This window comes from Ornithinibacillus sp. 4-3 (genome assembly GCF_040958695.1).
Classification (GTDB): domain Bacteria; phylum Bacillota; class Bacilli; order Bacillales; family Amphibacillaceae; genus CALAMD01.
Map to the genome: position 1 here is coordinate 1,924,363 of NZ_CP162599.1, position 18,393 is coordinate 1,942,755.

21 protein-coding genes and 1 riboswitch are annotated in these 18,393 nt (G+C 33.5%); of the genes, 1 reads left to right on the plus strand and 20 read right to left on the minus strand.

All coding sequences use genetic code 11. The annotated features are described in order from the left end of the window. Positions 1-42: 42 nt before the first annotated feature. From AB4Y30_RS09400 to AB4Y30_RS09460, 13 genes are all read right to left on the minus strand, one after another. On the minus strand, positions 43-1,332 hold the full coding sequence (locus AB4Y30_RS09400; protein ID WP_368651982.1) for a hypothetical protein: 1,290 nt from the start codon (positions 1,330-1,332) through the stop codon (positions 43-45). Then, the gene (locus tag AB4Y30_RS09405) at positions 1,329-1,865 is read right to left on the minus strand and encodes an RNA polymerase sigma factor SigX (protein ID WP_368651983.1); all 537 of its coding nucleotides are present in this window, start codon (positions 1,863-1,865) and stop codon (positions 1,329-1,331) included. Before AB4Y30_RS09405 ends, AB4Y30_RS09400 begins: the two co-directional genes overlap by 4 nt. Positions 1,866-2,142: 277 nt before the next feature. After that, positions 2,143-2,646 (minus strand): ECF transporter S component, encoded by a 504-nt coding sequence (locus tag AB4Y30_RS09410; RefSeq protein WP_368651984.1) that lies wholly within the window; start codon positions 2,644-2,646, stop codon positions 2,143-2,145. A gap of 6 nt (positions 2,647-2,652) precedes the next feature. Next, complete coding sequence (locus AB4Y30_RS09415) at positions 2,653-3,066, minus strand: DUF4430 domain-containing protein (RefSeq protein ID WP_368651985.1); 414 nt, start codon at positions 3,064-3,066, stop codon at positions 2,653-2,655. Between the two features lie 163 nt (positions 3,067-3,229). Then, a riboswitch (cobalamin riboswitch) is annotated at positions 3,230-3,420 on the minus strand. A gap of 66 nt (positions 3,421-3,486) precedes the next feature. Next, positions 3,487-5,247, minus strand: a complete 1,761-nt coding sequence (locus AB4Y30_RS09420; RefSeq protein WP_368651986.1) for an ATP-binding protein — start codon at positions 5,245-5,247, stop codon at positions 3,487-3,489. Continuing rightward, positions 5,247-5,963: a response regulator transcription factor gene (locus AB4Y30_RS09425; protein WP_368651987.1), complete on the minus strand. Its 717-nt coding sequence runs from the start codon at positions 5,961-5,963 to the stop codon at positions 5,247-5,249. The genes AB4Y30_RS09420 and AB4Y30_RS09425 overlap by 1 nt, the downstream gene beginning before the upstream one ends. Before the next feature lie 122 nt (positions 5,964-6,085). Next, complete coding sequence (gene ccsA, locus AB4Y30_RS09430) at positions 6,086-7,285, minus strand: cytochrome c biogenesis protein CcsA (RefSeq protein WP_368651988.1); 1,200 nt, start codon at positions 7,283-7,285, stop codon at positions 6,086-6,088. Between the two features lie 24 nt (positions 7,286-7,309). Continuing rightward, entirely contained in the window at positions 7,310-8,959 is a 1,650-nt protein-coding gene (locus AB4Y30_RS09435) for a cytochrome c biogenesis protein ResB (protein ID WP_368651989.1), read from the minus strand. 31 nt (positions 8,960-8,990) lie between these two features. Beyond that, entirely contained in the window at positions 8,991-9,566 is a 576-nt protein-coding gene (resA, locus tag AB4Y30_RS09440; protein ID WP_368651990.1) for a thiol-disulfide oxidoreductase ResA, read from the minus strand. Between the two features lie 52 nt (positions 9,567-9,618). Continuing rightward, positions 9,619-10,362: a pseudouridine synthase gene (locus tag AB4Y30_RS09445; protein WP_368651991.1), complete on the minus strand. Its 744-nt coding sequence runs from the start codon at positions 10,360-10,362 to the stop codon at positions 9,619-9,621. A 529-nt stretch (positions 10,363-10,891) separates the two neighbouring features. Further along, complete coding sequence (locus tag AB4Y30_RS09450) at positions 10,892-11,812, minus strand: D-alanyl-D-alanine carboxypeptidase family protein (protein WP_368651992.1); 921 nt, start codon at positions 11,810-11,812, stop codon at positions 10,892-10,894. Between the two features lie 129 nt (positions 11,813-11,941). Then, a complete protein-coding gene (scpB, locus tag AB4Y30_RS09455; RefSeq protein ID WP_368651993.1) occupies positions 11,942-12,529 on the minus strand; it encodes an SMC-Scp complex subunit ScpB in 588 nt (195 codons plus the stop codon). Between the two features lie 65 nt (positions 12,530-12,594). After that, entirely contained in the window at positions 12,595-13,329 is a 735-nt protein-coding gene (locus tag AB4Y30_RS09460; RefSeq protein ID WP_368651994.1) for a segregation/condensation protein A, read from the minus strand. Positions 13,330-13,493: 164 nt separating this feature from the next. Here AB4Y30_RS09460 and AB4Y30_RS09465 point away from each other — a divergent pair, with 164 nt between their 5' ends. Then, positions 13,494-13,577: a YjcZ family sporulation protein gene (locus tag AB4Y30_RS09465; protein WP_368655211.1), complete on the plus strand. Its 84-nt coding sequence runs from the start codon at positions 13,494-13,496 to the stop codon at positions 13,575-13,577. A gap of 187 nt (positions 13,578-13,764) precedes the next feature. Here the strand turns inward: AB4Y30_RS09465 and AB4Y30_RS09470 are convergent, their stop codons facing one another. From AB4Y30_RS09470 to spoIIAA, 7 genes are all read right to left on the minus strand, one after another. After that, on the minus strand, positions 13,765-14,133 hold the full coding sequence (locus tag AB4Y30_RS09470; protein ID WP_368651995.1) for a GNAT family N-acetyltransferase: 369 nt from the start codon (positions 14,131-14,133) through the stop codon (positions 13,765-13,767). Between the two features lie 159 nt (positions 14,134-14,292). Beyond that, positions 14,293-14,757, minus strand: a complete 465-nt coding sequence (locus tag AB4Y30_RS09475) for a M50 family metallopeptidase (RefSeq protein ID WP_368651996.1) — start codon at positions 14,755-14,757, stop codon at positions 14,293-14,295. 26 nt (positions 14,758-14,783) lie between these two features. Further along, complete coding sequence (locus AB4Y30_RS09480) at positions 14,784-15,221, minus strand: peptidylprolyl isomerase (protein ID WP_368651997.1); 438 nt, start codon at positions 15,219-15,221, stop codon at positions 14,784-14,786. A 75-nt stretch (positions 15,222-15,296) separates the two neighbouring features. Continuing rightward, the gene (gene lysA / locus AB4Y30_RS09485; protein ID WP_368651998.1) at positions 15,297-16,601 is read right to left on the minus strand and encodes a diaminopimelate decarboxylase; all 1,305 of its coding nucleotides are present in this window, start codon (positions 16,599-16,601) and stop codon (positions 15,297-15,299) included. 128 nt (positions 16,602-16,729) lie between these two features. Beyond that, complete coding sequence (sigF, locus tag AB4Y30_RS09490) at positions 16,730-17,476, minus strand: RNA polymerase sporulation sigma factor SigF (RefSeq protein ID WP_368651999.1); 747 nt, start codon at positions 17,474-17,476, stop codon at positions 16,730-16,732. An 8-nt stretch (positions 17,477-17,484) separates the two neighbouring features. Next, positions 17,485-17,925 (minus strand): anti-sigma F factor, encoded by a 441-nt coding sequence (gene spoIIAB, locus AB4Y30_RS09495; protein WP_368652000.1) that lies wholly within the window; start codon positions 17,923-17,925, stop codon positions 17,485-17,487. After that, positions 17,922-18,275 carry an anti-sigma F factor antagonist gene (spoIIAA, locus tag AB4Y30_RS09500; protein ID WP_368652001.1) on the minus strand — a complete coding sequence of 118 codons (354 nt, stop codon included), beginning with the start codon at positions 18,273-18,275 and terminating at the stop codon, positions 17,922-17,924. The genes spoIIAB and spoIIAA overlap by 4 nt, the downstream gene beginning before the upstream one ends. Between the last annotated feature and the right edge of the window lie 118 nt (positions 18,276-18,393).

The following is an 18,393-nucleotide window of genomic DNA, read 5'->3' on the forward strand; positions in this document are numbered from 1 at the left end:
GAGTAGTATACCAATTCATATACTACTCTTTATTCACCAGTTCTATCTAATCAAGTTGATTGCTTCAGGTACCTTGATTGGCTCTGAAACTTGGTATGGCCCTATACTTTCAATTCCTGTATTCTCAAACTGAACTTGTGTAAAGCCATGCTCTTTACTTGTCATAAGCATAGATTCGATCATCAGCATGATGTCTTCATTTTCCATTGTTGTTAGTGGTTCTAGAAATTCCACTCGCAAGAATTCATTTTCTTGACCAATTGTAAATTCCGCTTCTTCTGGAATAGTTGCATAGACATGATAATCCTCAAGACCTTTCTTTAATTCCTCAAAAGATTCTTCTAATGACAAATTTTCTTGTGGAATTGGAACTAGAAATTTCTTGGAATCACTCGATGCTTGATAAACTCTATAATTAGCTACAGGTTCTTTCTCTAAATCCAATTCGTTATCATTGCTTAATGCTCCTAATTCAAAGCTTTCTTCATCTTCTGGATGAAATACAACTTTATCAATCCCATATGGATTGAACATCGCAGATAATATTTTGGAAAATACAGCTGAGTTACTTCCACCTTCTCCAAGCTGGAAATCTTCTGGAAGCTCAATATCAACAGTTTTATTATCTAAGTCTACATCAAATTCTACATCTTCTAATGGAAAAGGAGTCAATCCCCAGGCATTTTCGGATAAAAGATTACTCAAATTATTATAAATAGTATCTAAATCCTCATCTGCAGATACAACAAAACTAAGTGGGATAACATATTGGATCTGATTATCAGCTAATGCAGCATGGACGATTACTTCATTTTCAGCAACTGACGATACCACTAGCGTTTCATCAAAATTTCTATTTTCTAAAGACTCTATACCATCATCATTCTCTATTTCTTCACTATCCTCTGACTCCGAGGATTCTACTTCATCATCCGCTTCTTCTTCCGTTTCGTTATCTTCTTCTATATTTGTATCCCTATCAGGCTCTGATTGCTGCTGAGTGGAAGGTTCTTCTTCTGTTTCACTCTCTTCAGGTGGTGCTTCATCCATTTGCAGCGAATAATTTTCTGCAGAACGTTCAGAATTAGGTAATGTATTTTCTTTCGAATCATTATTTAAAAATGATGGAATTAAAAAAGCAAGTAATATTAACGCAAAAGCAGATCCAAGAATGGGAACATATTTAATTTGACGTTTAGGTTTTTTAACAGGCTTATTTATATTCTGGGAGATACGCTTATAGAGAATTTCTTTATCCGTTTCATCTTTTATTTTCGGTAATTCCCGTAGCTTTTGAACAATTATTTTCTCTTCTTTATCAAAAGACCTCATAAAGCGCTTTCCCCCCTTTCTAAATCATTTAGCCAATATTTTTTTAACGTCTTTAATGCTCGATGCTGTGTTGTTTTTACCTTGCTTTCACTAAATCCTAAGGCTTCAGACGTTTCTTTAATTGAAAAATCATGAATAAATCTTAAAATTAGTACACTTCGTTGATCCACTGTACATTTATCTAAATATGCATATAGCTTCTGTGCATCTTCATTTTTCTCTGCTATCTCTTCAGGTAATGGAGCTAGGGTTGGAATAGAATCACCCTTTTCTCCCCAATCAAAAAACTCTAAAAAACGAGCACTTTTACGCTTTTGTGAACGAAAATAATCAATTGTTACATGACGAGCAATGGAGAAAATCCAAGTTTTTTCACTACTATCTCCTCTAAAGGAATCCCAAGATTTAAGTATTCGTATATAAACCTCTTGAACAAGGTCTTCGGTAGTTTCTTTATCTTTAACCATATAAAAGACAAATCGATATAACTCTTGATGATAATCATCGTATATTCGATCAAAAGTATTTTTCATAAGGTCCTCCATTAATCTCACTATATATGTCGTAATAACCTTATATAATGTTACATTTTTATCTAACTATATCATAAATATTTTCACATCTAAATGGATTACTTAGATTCATATTTTTCTAAATATACGTGTTCAAAAAGGACCGTCATCGGTTAAATTCGCAACGTTCTATTTCAACACCGATACTAGCATGATGTGTCATTTTTATTGGACTTTTTGAACAGCCTCTAAATAAAAAAGTTCAGGCCTCTTATATAACGAGAGACTGAACTTTGATTTATTGATGAAAATAATTGCTTGCATATCTCTTTATTAAATAAGCGATAACTGGATAAAGTAACGCCATGAAAATACCATTACCAATGGCATGATTTGTATCATGCGATAATCCCATTACATAATAAGGCCAAAAATGCCCTGTTACCTGATAGGTCATTAAAGAGATTACAAAACCATAAAAATATCCCGCAATAATGGATAAAATTACTAATATATAAATAGGAATTTTCTTAAAGTATCTTCCAAGTAGACCAGATAATAGACCAATAAGCCCCCAGGAAATAATCTGAGCAATTGCCCACATTCCCATTCCCAAGGTAAGGTTGGATAAAATTGTAATCAATAAGGCTAGAATCACTGCAGCAATACTTCCTAACATTAAACCCGCGATCATAATAATTACTGTCGCAGGCTGAAATCCAGGAATAAATACAAATAAATTTCGACCGACAATAGCAATTGCTGCTAGAAAAGCTAATAATGTAATTTTATAAGTATTCACGGAACATTATTCCCATGATTGTAAATCGAGATTTACTTTATCGCCTGCAGATAATTCAAATTCAGCAGCTCCTACCATAGGCATTTCATCATTCACAAAATACATCCATGCTTTCTTTTCACTTTCATCTGCTTCCAAACCATCAACAGCAGTAATCATTCCGCCAGTTTCTTCAATTTCGAAGTTTTCCTTTAACACGTCCATTAAAATGGCTCCTTCTTCAAAAGATACTTCTTTCTCTGTAAGTACTGTGTCTCCCTCATCTTGAGAAATTGTAATAACCGCTTTCTCTTCAGCAGATTGTTCTGTGTTATTTGAGTTATCATTCGTTTGATTTTGGTTTTCTTCTGTAGAAGAACACCCTACTAATAACATAATTGTAATAAGTAATGACAACATTTGTAGTAAACTTTTTTTCATCTTTTACACTCTCCATCCTATATCTTTAATCTTTTTATGTAAATTCTGGATAAAATCAAAAAACAGCTAACTCGTCTAAGAGCTAGCTGTTTGACAATCTGAATTATTTCATGCACAAAAATATGCAAACCTCGTCTTGCCAATAGCTCTTTCCTCGGAGTTATTGATACAAATAGATTTTGGCAGGTCTTCTGACTTGTAACATCTAACCTACTTTAAGCCCTTCCCATATACATGTATACAGTGGTTTTGCTTATTTCGTAGTTACTTACAGTTGCGAGGACAGTTCTAGATTTTCACTAGATTCCCTTTTACAGGATGTTCAAAAAGTCCAACAAAAAAGACCTTTTCGAACACGTATGTTTATCGTAAATAAACCAAAATCTAATCCATATAAAGTTGTTATTAAAAATATTCTACTTATTCCTTTTGTTCTGGAATACTAAAACTAAAGGTTGTGCCAATATCTACCTTACTTTTTACAGTAATATTTCCATGATGTGCTTCAACAATATTTCTAGCAATTGCTAAGCCTAGGCCTGTTCCTTTTTTCATTCTCGTTCTGGATTTATCCGCTTTATAAAAACGTTCAAAAACAAATGGCAAATCATCTTCTGGGATTCCTTTTCCAGTATCCGCAATATCTACATACATTCCTTCATGGTTATACTTCACAATAATCTCCACGTTTCCTCCTGACTCCGTGTGATTAATCGCATTATCAATCAGGTTAGTAAATACTTGTTCAATGCGGTCGATATCAATAAAAGCATCCTTTTTCGTGATTTGTTTTGTTAGCGTAAGCTCAATTCCATTATCATTTGCACTTCCTTTAAATTTCTTATAAATTCGGTCAACAAATGATTCTACTTCAATGATTTCTTTATTCAATTGAATATGTCCCGCTTCCATTCTTCCCATATCCAATAATTCATTAACTAAACGTCCCATACGTAAAGATTCTTCATAGATAATTTGTGCTAACTCATTTTTGTCTTCTTTTGTTTCCGCAATATCGTCAACAATTGCTTCACTATATCCTTGAAGTAAGGCAATTGGAGTACGTAATTCATGGGATACATTGGCAATAAAATCTTTACGAAGCTTATCTAATCTTCTTTCTTCTGTCATATCTCGAATTACTGCTACAGCACCACGAACATTCTTCTGATCATATAATGGCGTCATAATCATAACCCAATTTCTACCTTGTAAACTTAGTTCCTGAAGTACTTCCTTCTCCCCTTGAATGACTCTAGTGAAGATTTCTTTTAATTCTTCAGGTAATTGATCATTGTCAGAACCTACTGGGAGGCTATTTTCATAATACCAGTCTTCAATAAACTTTTTCGCAGGCGGATTAACCACCATAATATTTCCTTCACGATTGAGTGTAATTACACCATCAGCCATGGAATGAACAATTCTAGATAATTGCTCCTTCTCCTGCCTTAACGCATTAATATGAAAGTCTAATTGTTTACCCATCTTATTAAATGCGATAGCTAATTCACCAATCTCATCATGTGTTAGAATAGGAACTTTTGTTTTAAATTCTCCTCTTGCTAAATCAAATGCAGCTTCTCGCATTTTGATAAGTGGTGAAGTAATCCGTGTAGATAAAAAGAAAGCAAATATAGTTGTTAAAATGATTGCAATACCAGCTGCTAAGAAAATAATTCTAGTTGTTTCTGCTCTTGTTTGATCAATCATATCTAAGGATTGGAAAATAAAAATTGCTCCACTATGATGAGCAACCGGGGTACCAACAACCATGATTTCTTCACTTTCATCTGGTAGCATAATTTGCTTATGTAAATCTTCATTATTATTTAGTACTTTTTCAACATCTTCATTATTTATAAACCATTCATCATCTATTTCTAAAAGTCCTTTATTTGCTGAATCTGACAGCCAAGATGTTCCATCATTAAATACTATCATTACCCTGCTTGCAGGATCTTTAATTCTTTCTGTCATTTCAAATATAACTTGATCTTCCTCATGCTGCTCCACCATATAAGAAACCTTAGTTGCGTTTTGCAGCATTGCTCTTTCTGCTTCTTGCACATGGAATCCTTCGAAAAATTGCAATAATAGCACAGTTAAAATAAAAAGAACAAAGGAAACTAGTAATAAGATAGTTATTGCTAGTTTCCCAACAACGCTACGCCAAAACATTATTCATCATCTACCTCTAATTTATATCCGACACCCCAAACAGTTACAATCATTTTCGCAGCATCTTCTGAAACACTCATTAATTTTTCACGTAAACGTTTAATATGTGTATCTACTGTACGAAGGTCACCAAAGAATTCATAATGCCAAACTTCTTTTAATAAATCCTCCCGCTTGTAAACTTTATCAGGAGATTGAGCTAAAAAGCATAATAATTCATATTCTTTAGGTGTTAAACTAACCTCTTTACCATGTGTTGTGACCCGGTATGCATCTAGATCAATGGTAAGGTGTGGGAAGGCGATAATATTTTTTGAAGACATATCAGCCTCTACTAATTTTAATTCGCTCACACGACGTAAAATAGCCTTTACACGTAATACTACTTCACGAGGACTAAATGGCTTTACAATATAATCATCTGCTCCAATTTCAAATCCTTGGACTCTATTTGATTCTTCTCCTTTTGCAGTGAGCATAAGTACAGGAGTGTTTTTCTCTTTTCGCAATTCTTGACATACTTCAATACCATCCATTTCTGGCATCATGATGTCCAAAATAATTGCATCATAATCATTTTGTAATGCAAGCTCAAGCGCAGTTTGTCCATTGTCTGCTTCTTCAATCTCAAAATTTTCTCTTTCTAAATACATTTTTATTAATCGACGAATACGATCTTCGTCATCCACTACTAAAACTTTTGCAGTATCGCTCATAGAATCACCTCTTAAAATCATTCTCCCTAAAGTATAAACGAAGTTTGAAAAAAAGTATAAGGAAAACACGGCTAGGTTTAGCTGCATTTCCCTTATTTTTATAAATTATTTATATAATCATGTTATGCATAGGAATGAAGTCCGGCTAATACAAGGTTTACAACAATTAGGTTGAACATAATGATTGCAAAACCTATTACTGCTAACCATGCTGATTTTTCACCATGCCATCCGCGTGATAGACGCAAATGAAGAATTGCAGCATAGAAAAACCATGTAACCAATGCCCAAACTTCTTTTGGATCCCATCCCCAGAAACGATCCCAAGCGATTTGAGCCCAAATCGCAGCAAAGATAAGTCCACCTAACGTAAATAACGGGAATCCAATTGCAATAGCACGATATGTAATTTCATCCAATAAATCTGGCTTTGTTTTCATCAGATGCGGCTGTATTGCTGCTCCTATACGTTTTCTTAAAATGAGTCTAGTTAAAATGTAAAAAATACTTCCAGCTATGATCGACCAAATTAATGTATTAAATTTAGTTGGAGCATCTTTCCCTTGCATCCATGATGGCGTACTAATAATTCCATCTAGCTTACCTTCAGTTAACAAAGTTCCATCTGCTGGTCCAGCAATGGCGGGTAGATTATATTCCATCATCACCGTTCTTTCCTGGCCAAGCTCCATAACGTCTACTTCAAAGACTGCTTGATAATCCATAATTTTAAATGTTGTTGTCATTACAATAAAGCCAACAAAAACAAATAATGTAAATAAAATTGTCTCTAACCAAAATGTTTTTTTACTACGAACTGATTGATCAATTTGGCGGATTAAATAAATTAATCCTGCGACAAAACTAATCCCTAGAATCCCTTGAGATAGAGAAACCGTTGATACGTGAATTGGTAACCATGGACTCTGTAATGATGGAACCAATGGTGATATCTCTCTTGGGAACATACTTGCATATGCGATAATAATTAATGCAATTGGTAATGCAAATAATCCTAGTACATTCAAACGATAAATAAAGTAGATTACAATAAACGCAAGTACAATACTCATCCCTAAGAATGTCATAAATTCAAACATATTACTTATTGGTGCATGTCCACTTACTATCCAGCGTGTAACAAAATAACCGATTTGAGAGGCCAATCCAATAATGGTTAGCCAAATAGCAATCGTACCAGTTAGGCTCTTCTTCTTGTTTGTTTCTTTATCCTTAAATGATAATCCAAACATGATTGTTGCAATAGAATAAAGACCAAATGCAGAATATAAAAATATTGCACTCAATGTTACTAAAGTCATATAATCCCTCCTATGGAATAGATTTTAAATTTCCTCATCTTCATCTTCGTCTTGTTGGTCGATTACCATTTTCAGATCTGTGTCTTTAAGAGCGGTTTCTATATCACGTTTGATACCAAACCAGTTTTTATTTGTATGTGCAGCAATAAGCACATCATTGTTTTTAGGATGGATCCAGACTCTTCGATGTTGCCAATACATGCCTTGAATAACTCCAATCATAAAGATTGCTGCTCCAATTCCAAAAAGTGGCAATGTATAATCTTTTCTTACCGTTAATCCACTTACATTATGTGTTTCAAAATCCACAATACCTAGTTTGTATTGGTTTTCACCTGTAGCATCAATGTTCTTACCAATTCCTATAAAGCTAACTTCTGATGTCTCTAAATCTGGTGCATTTACCCTTATTACAAAAGCTGGGTTTCTTGGAAAATTAGTCTCTGAACGTGGTTCACCATCATCTAGTACATAATCAGGGAAATATTGAGCAACTTCAATTTCAATCCCATCTTCTAGTTCATACGTACGCTCTGGAGACGTTAAATCAATTGTAAATGTATCAATTGCTGTCTCTGCTTCATCATCTGTACGATATAATTTAAACGACATATTAGAGAACTCATTTAATTGATAACCTTGTTGATAAAGTGTAAATCCATCAAATTTTAATGGATGATTCATTCGTATTTCATCTTCTATAAATGGTTCAAGTGTCGGTTCGCCAGACTCTTCCCCAGTAACCTTTGAGATGATTACATCTGTTTGGAAATTACTAGGAACCATCTCATTCTGTTTTTCTAGTGCATCCCTAAAACGCTCATCATTTTCTGGATCATATGTTTCTAAAATAAAATTTTTATTTTCAATAAAATATTGATTGTCAGTTCCCGGGATAACTACTTGTTGCCCTTCTCGTACCCACACATATTCATCTAAAAACATAAAGGATGTCATGCGTAACATTGCAGCGAGCAAGATAATAATTAATCCAATATGGTTCACATATGGACCCCATCTAGAAAAACGCCCTTTTTCTGCTAACACATGTCCATCTTCTGTATGGATGCGATAACGCGCTTTCTTTAATCCATTCACAAATTTATTAATATCTTCTTTTGATGCGTCTTTTGTTTCACTAAAATATCTTTGACGATTAACAAATGTTTCGTGACGCTTAGGCTTTTGAAGCTTTAATGCACGATGTAACGGTACTACACGGTCGATACTACAAATTACTAATGACACACCTATTAGTGCAATCAATAGCATGTACCACCATGAGCTATATAAATTATGAAAACCTAATTGATAATAAATTTTCCCAGGCAAACCAAATTGAGCTTCATAATAAATAGCAGGATCTCGAGTTACTGCATTTACTGGAATATACATCTCTTGCGGATAAATAGTACCTAATGCTGATGCAATCAACGCAATAACAATAAGCCATACTCCCACTTTTACAGAAGAGAAAAAATTCCATGTTTTATCAATGATGGATTGATTATATGTTTGTGAACGTCTTGCACTTCCATCGTAGCGCATGTTTAATAATTTTTTCTTATTATTTTTATCTAAATGTTGATTTTCTTCGATCGGTTTACCACACGATTCACAAAGAACCGTACCTTCCGGATTAACGTGCCCACATTCACATTTTATTTTATTCAAATTAATCCCTCACAATTATCATATGTTAACGCTAACTTTCTGGCATAATTTCTTGGAAATATCCTTCAAGCCTGTCTAACGTTAGTGCACCATCAATTTTTTCAACGATTTTTCCTTCTGGATCTATAAAGAACGTACTCGGAATAGGTCCTACTTTATATAGATCTCTTGAAGTTCCTTTTTGGTCATGAGGTATCGGGAATGTTAAATCATATTTATCAATAAAATTATTCACGACTAATTCTGTTGTATCCAGACTTACAGCAATGATTTCAATACCTTTGTCTTTGTATTCTGGATATAGTTCTTGCATATAAGGCATTTCTGCTTCACATGGCTTACAGAAAGTTGCCCAGAAATTCAACATAATACCTTTTCCTTTAAAGTCACTTAAACGAACCTGCTCTAATTCATTATTTTCATTAATTTGTTGTAATGTAAAATCAGGAGCTTGATCTCCGACCTTATAGATAGTGTTATCTTTTTTTGAATTGGAAACTAAAGCGAATACTACCGCTGCAACCAATATGCCTAAAATAATGATACGGAATATATATCTTTTTTGAATTTTTTTCTTTTTAGTCTCTCTAACATCATCTAAATTCAAATAAGTCACCTCCAGTTTTGATTATAGCATTAATTGATTATGGAAGATTTGACTATTTATCAACATTTTCGAGTATTAATTTATTCATTGTTTTCTTCTCCTGCAATGTTAAAGGTCGAGATTGTCCAGGATTTAAGCCATCTAATGTTAAAGGTCCATATTTTTCTCTCTTTAATTTTAAAACAGGAAATCCGATATGTTCCATCATTCTGCGTATATGTCTGTTTTTTCCTTCTGTTAAAGTAATTTCAAGAAGCATTGTTTTTTTACGTTTATCTGTAGTCATAACTTTATACTTCTTCGCTTTGAGCAAATCTTTATCTACTTTAACTCCTTTAATCATCATGTTTAATTGTTCTTTGCTAGGAATACCCTTTATTTTTGTTACATATACCTTTTCCATCTGATGTTTTGGATGCATAAGCTGATTAGCAAACTCACCATCATTTGTAAGTAATAGCAACCCTGTCGTTTGATAATCAAGCCTACCAATTGGAAAAATACGTTCACTGACTCCAGGAAGTAAATCTGTCACAACTTCTCTTCCTTTATCATCAGATACAGCCGATATTACTCCTCTCGGTTTATGTAGGATGAAATAAACTTGCTTTTCTTTTTCAATAGGTATTCCATTTACTTCTATAACATCTTTACGTGAAACTTTTGTTCCGAGTTCTTTAACCACTGTAGAATTTACTTTTACTTTTCCTTCTAAAATTAATTGTTCTGCTTTTCTTCTTGAGGTAATTCCACTATGGGCAATTACTTTTTGTAATCTTTCACCTTGATTTGTCATGATATCCGCCTTCTAGATCAATATTTATCATTATGTCATGTTCCACTATAATGCTGCCAATGAAAATACAAGGCAACAAATTCATAATGATGCTAAAAGTTATTATATCAGTGAAATTAGAATGTAGTCCAACCTTTGGCACATATCAGCATTTTTTTATTATATTTCCATTCAGAAGGCCCCACTTCAAAGAACGAGAATAGCCCAGTAAATAAGTGGGGGTAGTTCAATATATTTGAATAATCAATTATGTCGATAAGTTTCAAAAATCGCTTTTTACAGAATCAAGATAAGAAAATCACTTGGTCTTTAAAACACTAGTGTTCTTGCCAAGAGGATGTCCGCTTCAGGAAGTCAACTCCAGCGGGAAAAGCTTCAGCCTTCTTGGAAGAAGATGCGATTCTTCCAAGAAGGCTGAACTCAAGTTCACGAAAATTGGACTGTATTGCTGGAACGTCTATCTCCAGTACCTTTATACTTTCTTATCCATATCAAAAAAGCAGATAAAGAAATGTAAAAAAACAATTCTTTACCTGCTTATATGGAATGTATTAAATTGATTCATGCCAAGTATTTTCGTTAGTGTATAGGTTAAATAAGTAAGGACATTCTTTGGATCATTTTCTTCATGGGTAGTCTGAATAGCTGAAGTCGTTGAAGAGTTTTGTTGAAATCCCCATTCAAACATTGCTTTATGATCTTCCCAATCATTTGGTGCATTTAAAGTGACAGCAATTAAATATCGATCATCTTTATTTGCTGTCGTAACCAAGGTTCGTCCAGCATTTTTAGTATATCCTGTTTTACCCCCAGTACAATATGAATAAAGATCAGTTAATAAACGATTTTTATTCTTCCATAAATACGTTCTATTATCAGATTGATAATTTTTTGTGCCCGATATTTCTTGAAACTTCTTATTATTCATTGCATATTTCATCAGGAGTGCCATATCATAAGCAGTGGAATAATGATCTTCGTCATGTAAGCCATGTGGATTTGTAAAATGAGAGTTCGTCATTCCTAGCCATTTTGCTTTTTCATTCATTAAAAACACAAAACCTTCTTCACTTCCTCCAATATGCTCACTAATTGCTATAGCAGCATCATTGCCTGATCGTAACAATAATCCATAAAGTAAATCCTCTAATGTCATCACTTCATCCTGCTCCAAGTAGATAGACGAACCTTCCACAAGTGTTGCTAATTCACTTGTTTCTATTTCATCTGAAAGAACTCCAAGCTCAATAGCAATAATGGCAGTCATAATTTTAGTAATACTTGCAATGGAGGTTTGTTCATCCCCGTTTACTTCGTATAATACTTCTCCTGTTTCTTGATCCATTAATATAGCGTTTTGAGCAGACACATATGGCTCTGCTGCGAGCACGCTAGGAGGCTTAATGATTATTAGCACACTCATTAGTAGCAAGATTTTCGTTAATCGCATGAAAGAAACCTCCATAAATAGTATCTATATAATATATGTGGTAGTAAAACAGAATATACCCATGTTGAAATAAAGAAAAGCCAAGCTAGTTGAAAAGAAATCAACAAACTTGGCTTTCTATACATTTTATTATTTTGGTTGTTGCATATCTTCATAACGATCAAAAAACAAATCTGCTTCTTCCACAATATCTTCTAATTCAATATTGTCATTAAGATTTGGTAATTCTTCAATAGAAGTAAGTCCAAAGTAAGTTAAAAAGTCTTTACTTGTGCCGAATAATACAGGTCTACCAACTGTTTCCTTTCTTCCTACTTCTTCGATTAATTGTCTTGCGAGCAAGGTTTGAACTGGTCTGTCGCTATTCACACCTCTTACTTCTTCAATTTCTGTCCGAGTGATTGGCTGCTGATAAGCAATAATTGCTAACGTTTCAAGGGCTGCCTGTGATAGACGAGTATTAGTTGGTGTAGAAAATAAACGTTTGATATAAATGCTGTGGTCTGTCTTAGTAGTCAAATGATAAATTTGATTAGATTTCATAATTACTAGTCCTCGATGGGATTGAGCATAGCTTTTTTGCAATTCTTCAACGGCATGTTCAATAGACCATATTGGTACTTCTATGATTTTAGAAAGCTGATGAAGGCTTAAACCCTCTTCCCCACTTACAAATAGTAGTCCTTCTATGACTCCCATTAATTCTTCATTATTCATCATCTATCCTCCCAACCTAAAACCCTTTCTTACCCTCAGATCACATTAACTTAGCTCACGGAAAATTACTCTGATTCATGATAATAAATATAAAGTGAACTAAAGGATGTATCCTGCTTACAAGTTATTTGCTTTTTTTTCATTAATTCCAAAAGAGCAATAAATGTAATGACAATATGCGATTTGGATTCATAAGAAAATAATTCATCAAATATAATTCCTTGTTTTTCTCTTTTCACTCGATCGATAATTTCTCCCATACGTTGATCCAATGGGATATCAATACGAGTAATTCTTGTTTCCATTGGTTCTTTCCATTTTTTTCGCTTTAACATTTTATTTAATGCATAGAGCATATCAAAAACAGACATTTCAGACTTTGTAACTTCAGGTTTTGTATCGATATGATCAAAAGAAACATTCCCTCTTGTAAATAAGGGCTTTGCTTCTATTTCAATTTCCTTCAATTGGTTAGCAGCTTCTTTATATTTGCGATATTCGATCAATCGCTGCATTAAATCTTCTCGAGGGTCTTCTTCATACTCATCCAAATCTTCTATTTCTGGTTTAGGCAAAAGCATTTTACTTTTTAATTCAAGTAATGTTGCAGCCATCACAAGATATTCACTGGCAATATTTAGTTCCAATTGCTGCATTGTATGAATATACTCCATATATTGCTGCGAAATTTTAGCCACAGGAATATCGTATATATCAATTTCAAATCGATTGACGAGATGTAGTAATAAATCAAGTGGTCCTTGAAATTGTTCTATTTGTACTTGATATGTTTGATTCACTATACCCTGTCCTTCCGCTATCTGGTTATCATTATGTATACTGTAATGCCCATGAAAAAGCAATACTAATGTTTATATTCTTTCGCCTACACAATTAAATATAGAGTTTCATACGTTATTATGGCAAGGAATATTATTATTAACATTTAAAAGGAGGACTTTTTATGAGTGGAAATTACGGCGGTGGTTTTGCGTTAATCGTTGTGCTATTTATCTTACTTATCATTGTTGGAGCTGCTTGGTTTTAAAATGGCATAAATTACCCATCCTCTAACTTTGATACTTTCAAGATTAGGAAGCCTTCGTGAATAAAGCATTTAATCTACTAGAAACTCTAAAATCAGTGATTATAAGCCAAAATGAAATGCGAACAATACGATTGTTGAAGTATTGTTCGCATTTTGGTTTAAACTTATATGCTTTATCTCAGTTTTCTTATTCCGCATCTTGTTTTTTCCCATTGAAACATGCTTCAACATAATTTTTTACTAACTCTGCAGCTGATATTGTGTAGTTTTCTTCGTATTGTCTTTTAATTTCATTTAACATTTTCTTACCAATTCCCATATTTCGATGTGAAGGATTTACAGAAATATGTTGAATAATAACTTCCCCATCAACAATCTTTAATCCAATGGCACCAAGAATATCTTCTTCTTTCCATAAATATAAATGCCAATCTGAATTTGTCTCATACTCTTTCATCGTATGCTGTAAGAGCTTCACATCTTTCTTCTCAGCAGGCATAAAGGAAAGTAATCCCATTGCAATTTTTTCAAAATTTTTCTTGTAAATAATTAACATACAGAAATCCCTCATTAATTTTAAACTTCTTCTTTATGATTTGTCATTCACATAATACTTATAAGTATAGAAATCTTTACAGTAAAAAACGATACATTTTATAGCAATATCTCCTATAGCAAAGGATCTTTCCCTTAAGATAATCTGTTAGCCATATTTTTAAGGTTTCTTCCTTATTGCGGAAGAGATTTCTTTTAGAATCGTATAACCATCTGATTGCTTACCTAATAATGTAAAAGGTATTAAATTAATGATCGCTAACCACAGATTAAATAGCACTAAAATAAATAAATACTCATTTTGAACTTGCACATATAAAAAGTATATGAGACAAGCTATGATTAAATTACAAAATGGTCCAAAAATGGAAATAAGAATTTTCTCTTTTACATGATAGGGTTTATTTCGTTCACTACTTGCAAACCCACCGATAAAATAAATAGGATGCAGTGTCAAACGAAAACCCTGTAATCTAAAAGTATAACTTAAATTCCCACAGCCTAATGATAAATGAATTTTATCTGCACGGACAAGTTTTGCTCCAATGGCATGCCCTGTTTCATGAAAAAGCGTGCCAATTGGAGCAACTATAAGGACGATATATATAATAATAAATATATCCATCAAGAATTCTCTGTAGTAAAGTACAATTACTCAGTAACTACACGAATTTCAGCAATAGCATCACCGTTACTCATTGCTTTTGCTTGTTCAAGTCCAGATGTAACTTGACCAAATACAGTATGAACACCATCTAAATGCGGCTGTGATTCATGTACGATAAAGAATTGACAGCTTCCTGTATCACGACCAGCATGTGCCATAGATAAAGAACCAGGAACGTGTTGATGCGGGTTTCCTTCTGTTTCACATTTAATTGTTTTTCCAGAAGATCCTGTACCATTTCCAATCGGGCAGCCTCCTTGGCTCACAAAACCTGGAATAACACGGTGAAATGTTAAATCATCATAAAATTTATCATTTGCTAATTGCTCAAAGTTTTCCACTGTAATTGGTGCTTCATTTGGAAATAAATCAAACTCGATTTTATCGCCATTTTTCATTAAAATATATCCTTTTTTACTCATTATGCTTCCCCTTTGTTAAAAATATTATTAGCTTTCGAAAATCTATATTACCATTTAATAGAAGGTTTTTAAAGTTCATTCATAGGATAAATCATTTTTCACAACATCTTCATATGTTTCTCTACGAATCACTTCTTTATGCTGACCGTTCTCAACAAATACAACTGCAGCATTTGCTAAACGGTTATAATGACTTGCCATAGCATATCCATAAGCACCTGTAGAGAAGACAGCTAAAATATCATCTGAGTCAATTTCAGGAACTTCTAAGTCCCAAATCAGCATATCTCCAGATTCACAGCATTTTCCTGCGATAGATACTGTCTCAGAATTAGGTTGATTTGCTTTATTGGCAACAACCGCATCGTATTTAGCATTATAAAGTGCTGGTCTTAAATTATCAGTCATTCCTCCATCAATTGCAACATATTTTCTAATTCCGGGGATTTCCTTTGTTGAACCAATTGAATAAAGCGTGATACCAGCATTTCCTACAATTGATCTTCCTGGCTCTATCCAGATTTCAGGTAGAGGAATATCAATTTCTTTCGCATGTGTTTGTGTTGCTTCCACAATTTTTTCTACATACACAGTATATGGTAATGGTTTATCAGATTCTGTATAACGAATTCCGAATCCTCCACCAAAGTTCATGACCTCTGGTACAAAACCAGAATCTTTTTTCCATGTTGCTATTTTTTCAAATAATACTTCAATTGCCTTAGTGAAACCATCCGTTTCAAAAATTTGTGATCCAATATGGCAATGTAATCCTTTAAAACGAATATGGGAGTGATTATGAAGTAATTCAAATGCTTGATCCGCTTGCCCATTATTCAAGCTAAAACCAAATTTAGAGTCTTCATTTCCAGTCATAATATAGTGATGTGTTTTAGACTCAACCCCTGGTGTTACTCGAATGAGTACATCCATTTGCTTATCATGTTCTTTTAAAATATTTTCAAGTAATGTAATTTCATGAAAATTATCAATTACAATACAACCAATATCATTTTCAACTGCCATCTCTAGCTCAGCAATATTTTTATTATTTCCATGTAAATGAATTTTGTTGGTTGGAAAATCAGCCTTTAATGCTGTATATAATTCTCCTTCTGAAACAACATCAAGACTTAAACCTTCTTGTTTCATGATTTGCACAATCGCTACAGATGAAAATGCCTTACTAGCATATGCTACTTGTGCCTCTACTCCTAGTTGCTTAAAGGTATTTACAAAGGCGCGGCAATTTTCACGAATTATAGATACATCATAGACATAAAGCGGTGTTCCGTAGATTTTCGCTAGTTCTGTTGTATCTACATCTCCTATTACTAAATTTCCTTGGTCATTCGTAGAAAAAGAATGATGATAATTCATTGGGTTGCTCCTTTCAACAATACATTAGAATAAAAATACTCTATCATAATGAACTGTAAAACGAAAGAAACAATTATTGAATTCTCGAAAATTATGGCAAAATAAAGGAAAAACCATCATATAGATGGTTAGGAAAGTAGCTTTAATTTTATTTCATCCAAGATTTTTTTCTCTAAACGTGAAACCTGTACTTGAGATATCCCTAATCGTTCGGCTACATGGCTTTGTGTCTGATCCTTGTAATAACGTAAATAAATGATTAAGCGCTCTCTATCAGATAGTTCACTAATAGCTTCTTCTAAAGATAATTTATCAAACCAACGCGTATCTTCCTCTGCGATTTGATCTAATAGAGTAATTGGATCTCCATCATTTTCAAAAACAGTTTGATGAATCGATTGAGGGGTTTTCGCAGCCTCAAGTGCATGAACAATCTCCTCAGAAGAGAGTTCTAGCGCTTCAGCTATTTCACTTAATGTTGGTACACGTAATAATTGTTTAGTTAACTCTTCTTTTTTCTTCCGTACCTTATAAGCTGTTTCTTTTAAAGATCTGCTTACCTTAATACTCCCATCATCTCTTAGAAAACGTTGGATTTCTCCAATGATCATAGGTACTGCATAAGTTGAAAAACGAACATTATAACTCAAGTCAAATTTATCAATAGCTTTCATTAAACCAATACAACCAATTTGAAATAAGTCATCTGCATCATAACCCCAATTCAAAAAACGCTGGACGACTGACCATACTAAGCGGACGTTTTTTTCAACAAGTTCATTCCGAGCAAGATCATCGCCTTTTTGACTTTTCAAAATGAGTTCACGCACTTGTTCATTTGTTAACGGACGACTATTTTTTACTCGAGTATCCATTGGCATCTCTAATGACATACCGTTTGATTTTTTATTAATTGCTTTTTCATTTTAACGGTTGTCCCTTGTCCTACAACAGATGTGATTTCAATATGGTCCATAAAATTTTCCATAATGGTAAATCCCATTCCAGATCTTTCTAATTCTGGTTTAGTTGTAAATAATGGTTCTTTCGCCAATTCAATGTTTTCAATTCCTTCTCCGTAATCAATAATAGATACTTCTATCTCATTATTATTTATTTCACATGTGATAGTGATATCATGATTTGGATTATTTTGATATCCATGAATAATTGAATTCGTTACAGCTTCTGAAATAACTGTTTTAATTTCAGTTAATTCATCCATAGTAGGATCCAATTTCGCTATAAAACTACCTACTGCTACTCTCGCAAAGGATTCATTTTCACTGATACTTGTAAAAGTTAATGTCATCTTATTATTCATGATGCCACCCCCAAAGAATGTAGCGCATATTCCTCTGATGCTTCCTGACGTATGATTTTATATATTCCTGACATTAGAAAAATCTTTTGAATCGATGTTGGTACCGAGCATACAATTAACTCTCCACCTAATTGGACAACTTCTTTATACCTACCAAGAATTACTCCTATCCCTGAGCTATCCATAAAGGTAACAGACTGCAAGTTGACAATAGTATGTTTGATTTCATGCAAATGTAACATATGATGCCATTCTGTCTTTAATTGATCTGCCTCATGATGATCTAGCTCCCCGCCTAGGCGAACGATAAGTACATCTTCTTTAATAGAAAATTGTTTTGAGAAACTCAATGTAATTCCCCTTTCTGATTTCATCTAATAATGCGTGTTCAAAAAATCCAGTAAAAAGAATTATCATCGATTAAGTTCGCAACGTCGCGAGCTCAGGCACAGGCGCTTGCACATCGTG

What these genes read in the sequence shown, in the direction of transcription:
- scpB (WP_368651993.1), bottom strand. Translation starts at nt 12,529, where the DNA reads ATGAATAATGAAGAATTAATGGGAGTCATAGAAGGACTACTATTTGTA.
- AB4Y30_RS09405 (WP_368651983.1), bottom strand. Translation starts at nt 1,865, where the DNA reads ATGAAAAATACTTTTGATCGAATATACGATGATTATCATCAAGAGTTA.
- ccsA (WP_368651988.1), bottom strand. Translation starts at nt 7,285, where the DNA reads ATGACTTTAGTAACATTGAGTGCAATATTTTTATATTCTGCATTTGGT.
- AB4Y30_RS09450 (WP_368651992.1), bottom strand. Translation starts at nt 11,812, where the DNA reads ATGCGATTAACGAAAATCTTGCTACTAATGAGTGTGCTAATAATCATT.
- AB4Y30_RS09400 (WP_368651982.1), bottom strand. Translation starts at nt 1,332, where the DNA reads ATGAGGTCTTTTGATAAAGAAGAGAAAATAATTGTTCAAAAGCTACGG.
- sigF (WP_368651999.1), bottom strand. Translation starts at nt 17,476, where the DNA reads ATGGATACTCGAGTAAAAAATAGTCGTCCGTTAACAAATGAACAAGTG.
- AB4Y30_RS09475 (WP_368651996.1), bottom strand. Translation starts at nt 14,757, where the DNA reads ATGGATATATTTATTATTATATATATCGTCCTTATAGTTGCTCCAATT.
- AB4Y30_RS09480 (WP_368651997.1), bottom strand. Translation starts at nt 15,221, where the DNA reads ATGAGTAAAAAAGGATATATTTTAATGAAAAATGGCGATAAAATCGAG.
- AB4Y30_RS09470 (WP_368651995.1), bottom strand. Translation starts at nt 14,133, where the DNA reads ATGTTAATTATTTACAAGAAAAATTTTGAAAAAATTGCAATGGGATTA.
- spoIIAB (WP_368652000.1), bottom strand. Translation starts at nt 17,925, where the DNA reads ATGAATAATAAGATGACATTAACTTTTACAAGTATCAGTGAAAATGAA.
- AB4Y30_RS09420 (WP_368651986.1), bottom strand. Translation starts at nt 5,247, where the DNA reads ATGTTTTGGCGTAGCGTTGTTGGGAAACTAGCAATAACTATCTTATTA.
- lysA (WP_368651998.1), bottom strand. Translation starts at nt 16,601, where the DNA reads ATGAATTATCATCATTCTTTTTCTACGAATGACCAAGGAAATTTAGTA.
- AB4Y30_RS09425 (WP_368651987.1), bottom strand. Translation starts at nt 5,963, where the DNA reads ATGAGCGATACTGCAAAAGTTTTAGTAGTGGATGACGAAGATCGTATT.
- AB4Y30_RS09415 (WP_368651985.1), bottom strand. Translation starts at nt 3,066, where the DNA reads ATGAAAAAAAGTTTACTACAAATGTTGTCATTACTTATTACAATTATG.
- AB4Y30_RS09445 (WP_368651991.1), bottom strand. Translation starts at nt 10,362, where the DNA reads ATGACAAATCAAGGTGAAAGATTACAAAAAGTAATTGCCCATAGTGGA.
- AB4Y30_RS09465 (WP_368655211.1), top strand. Translation starts at nt 13,494, where the DNA reads ATGAGTGGAAATTACGGCGGTGGTTTTGCGTTAATCGTTGTGCTATTT.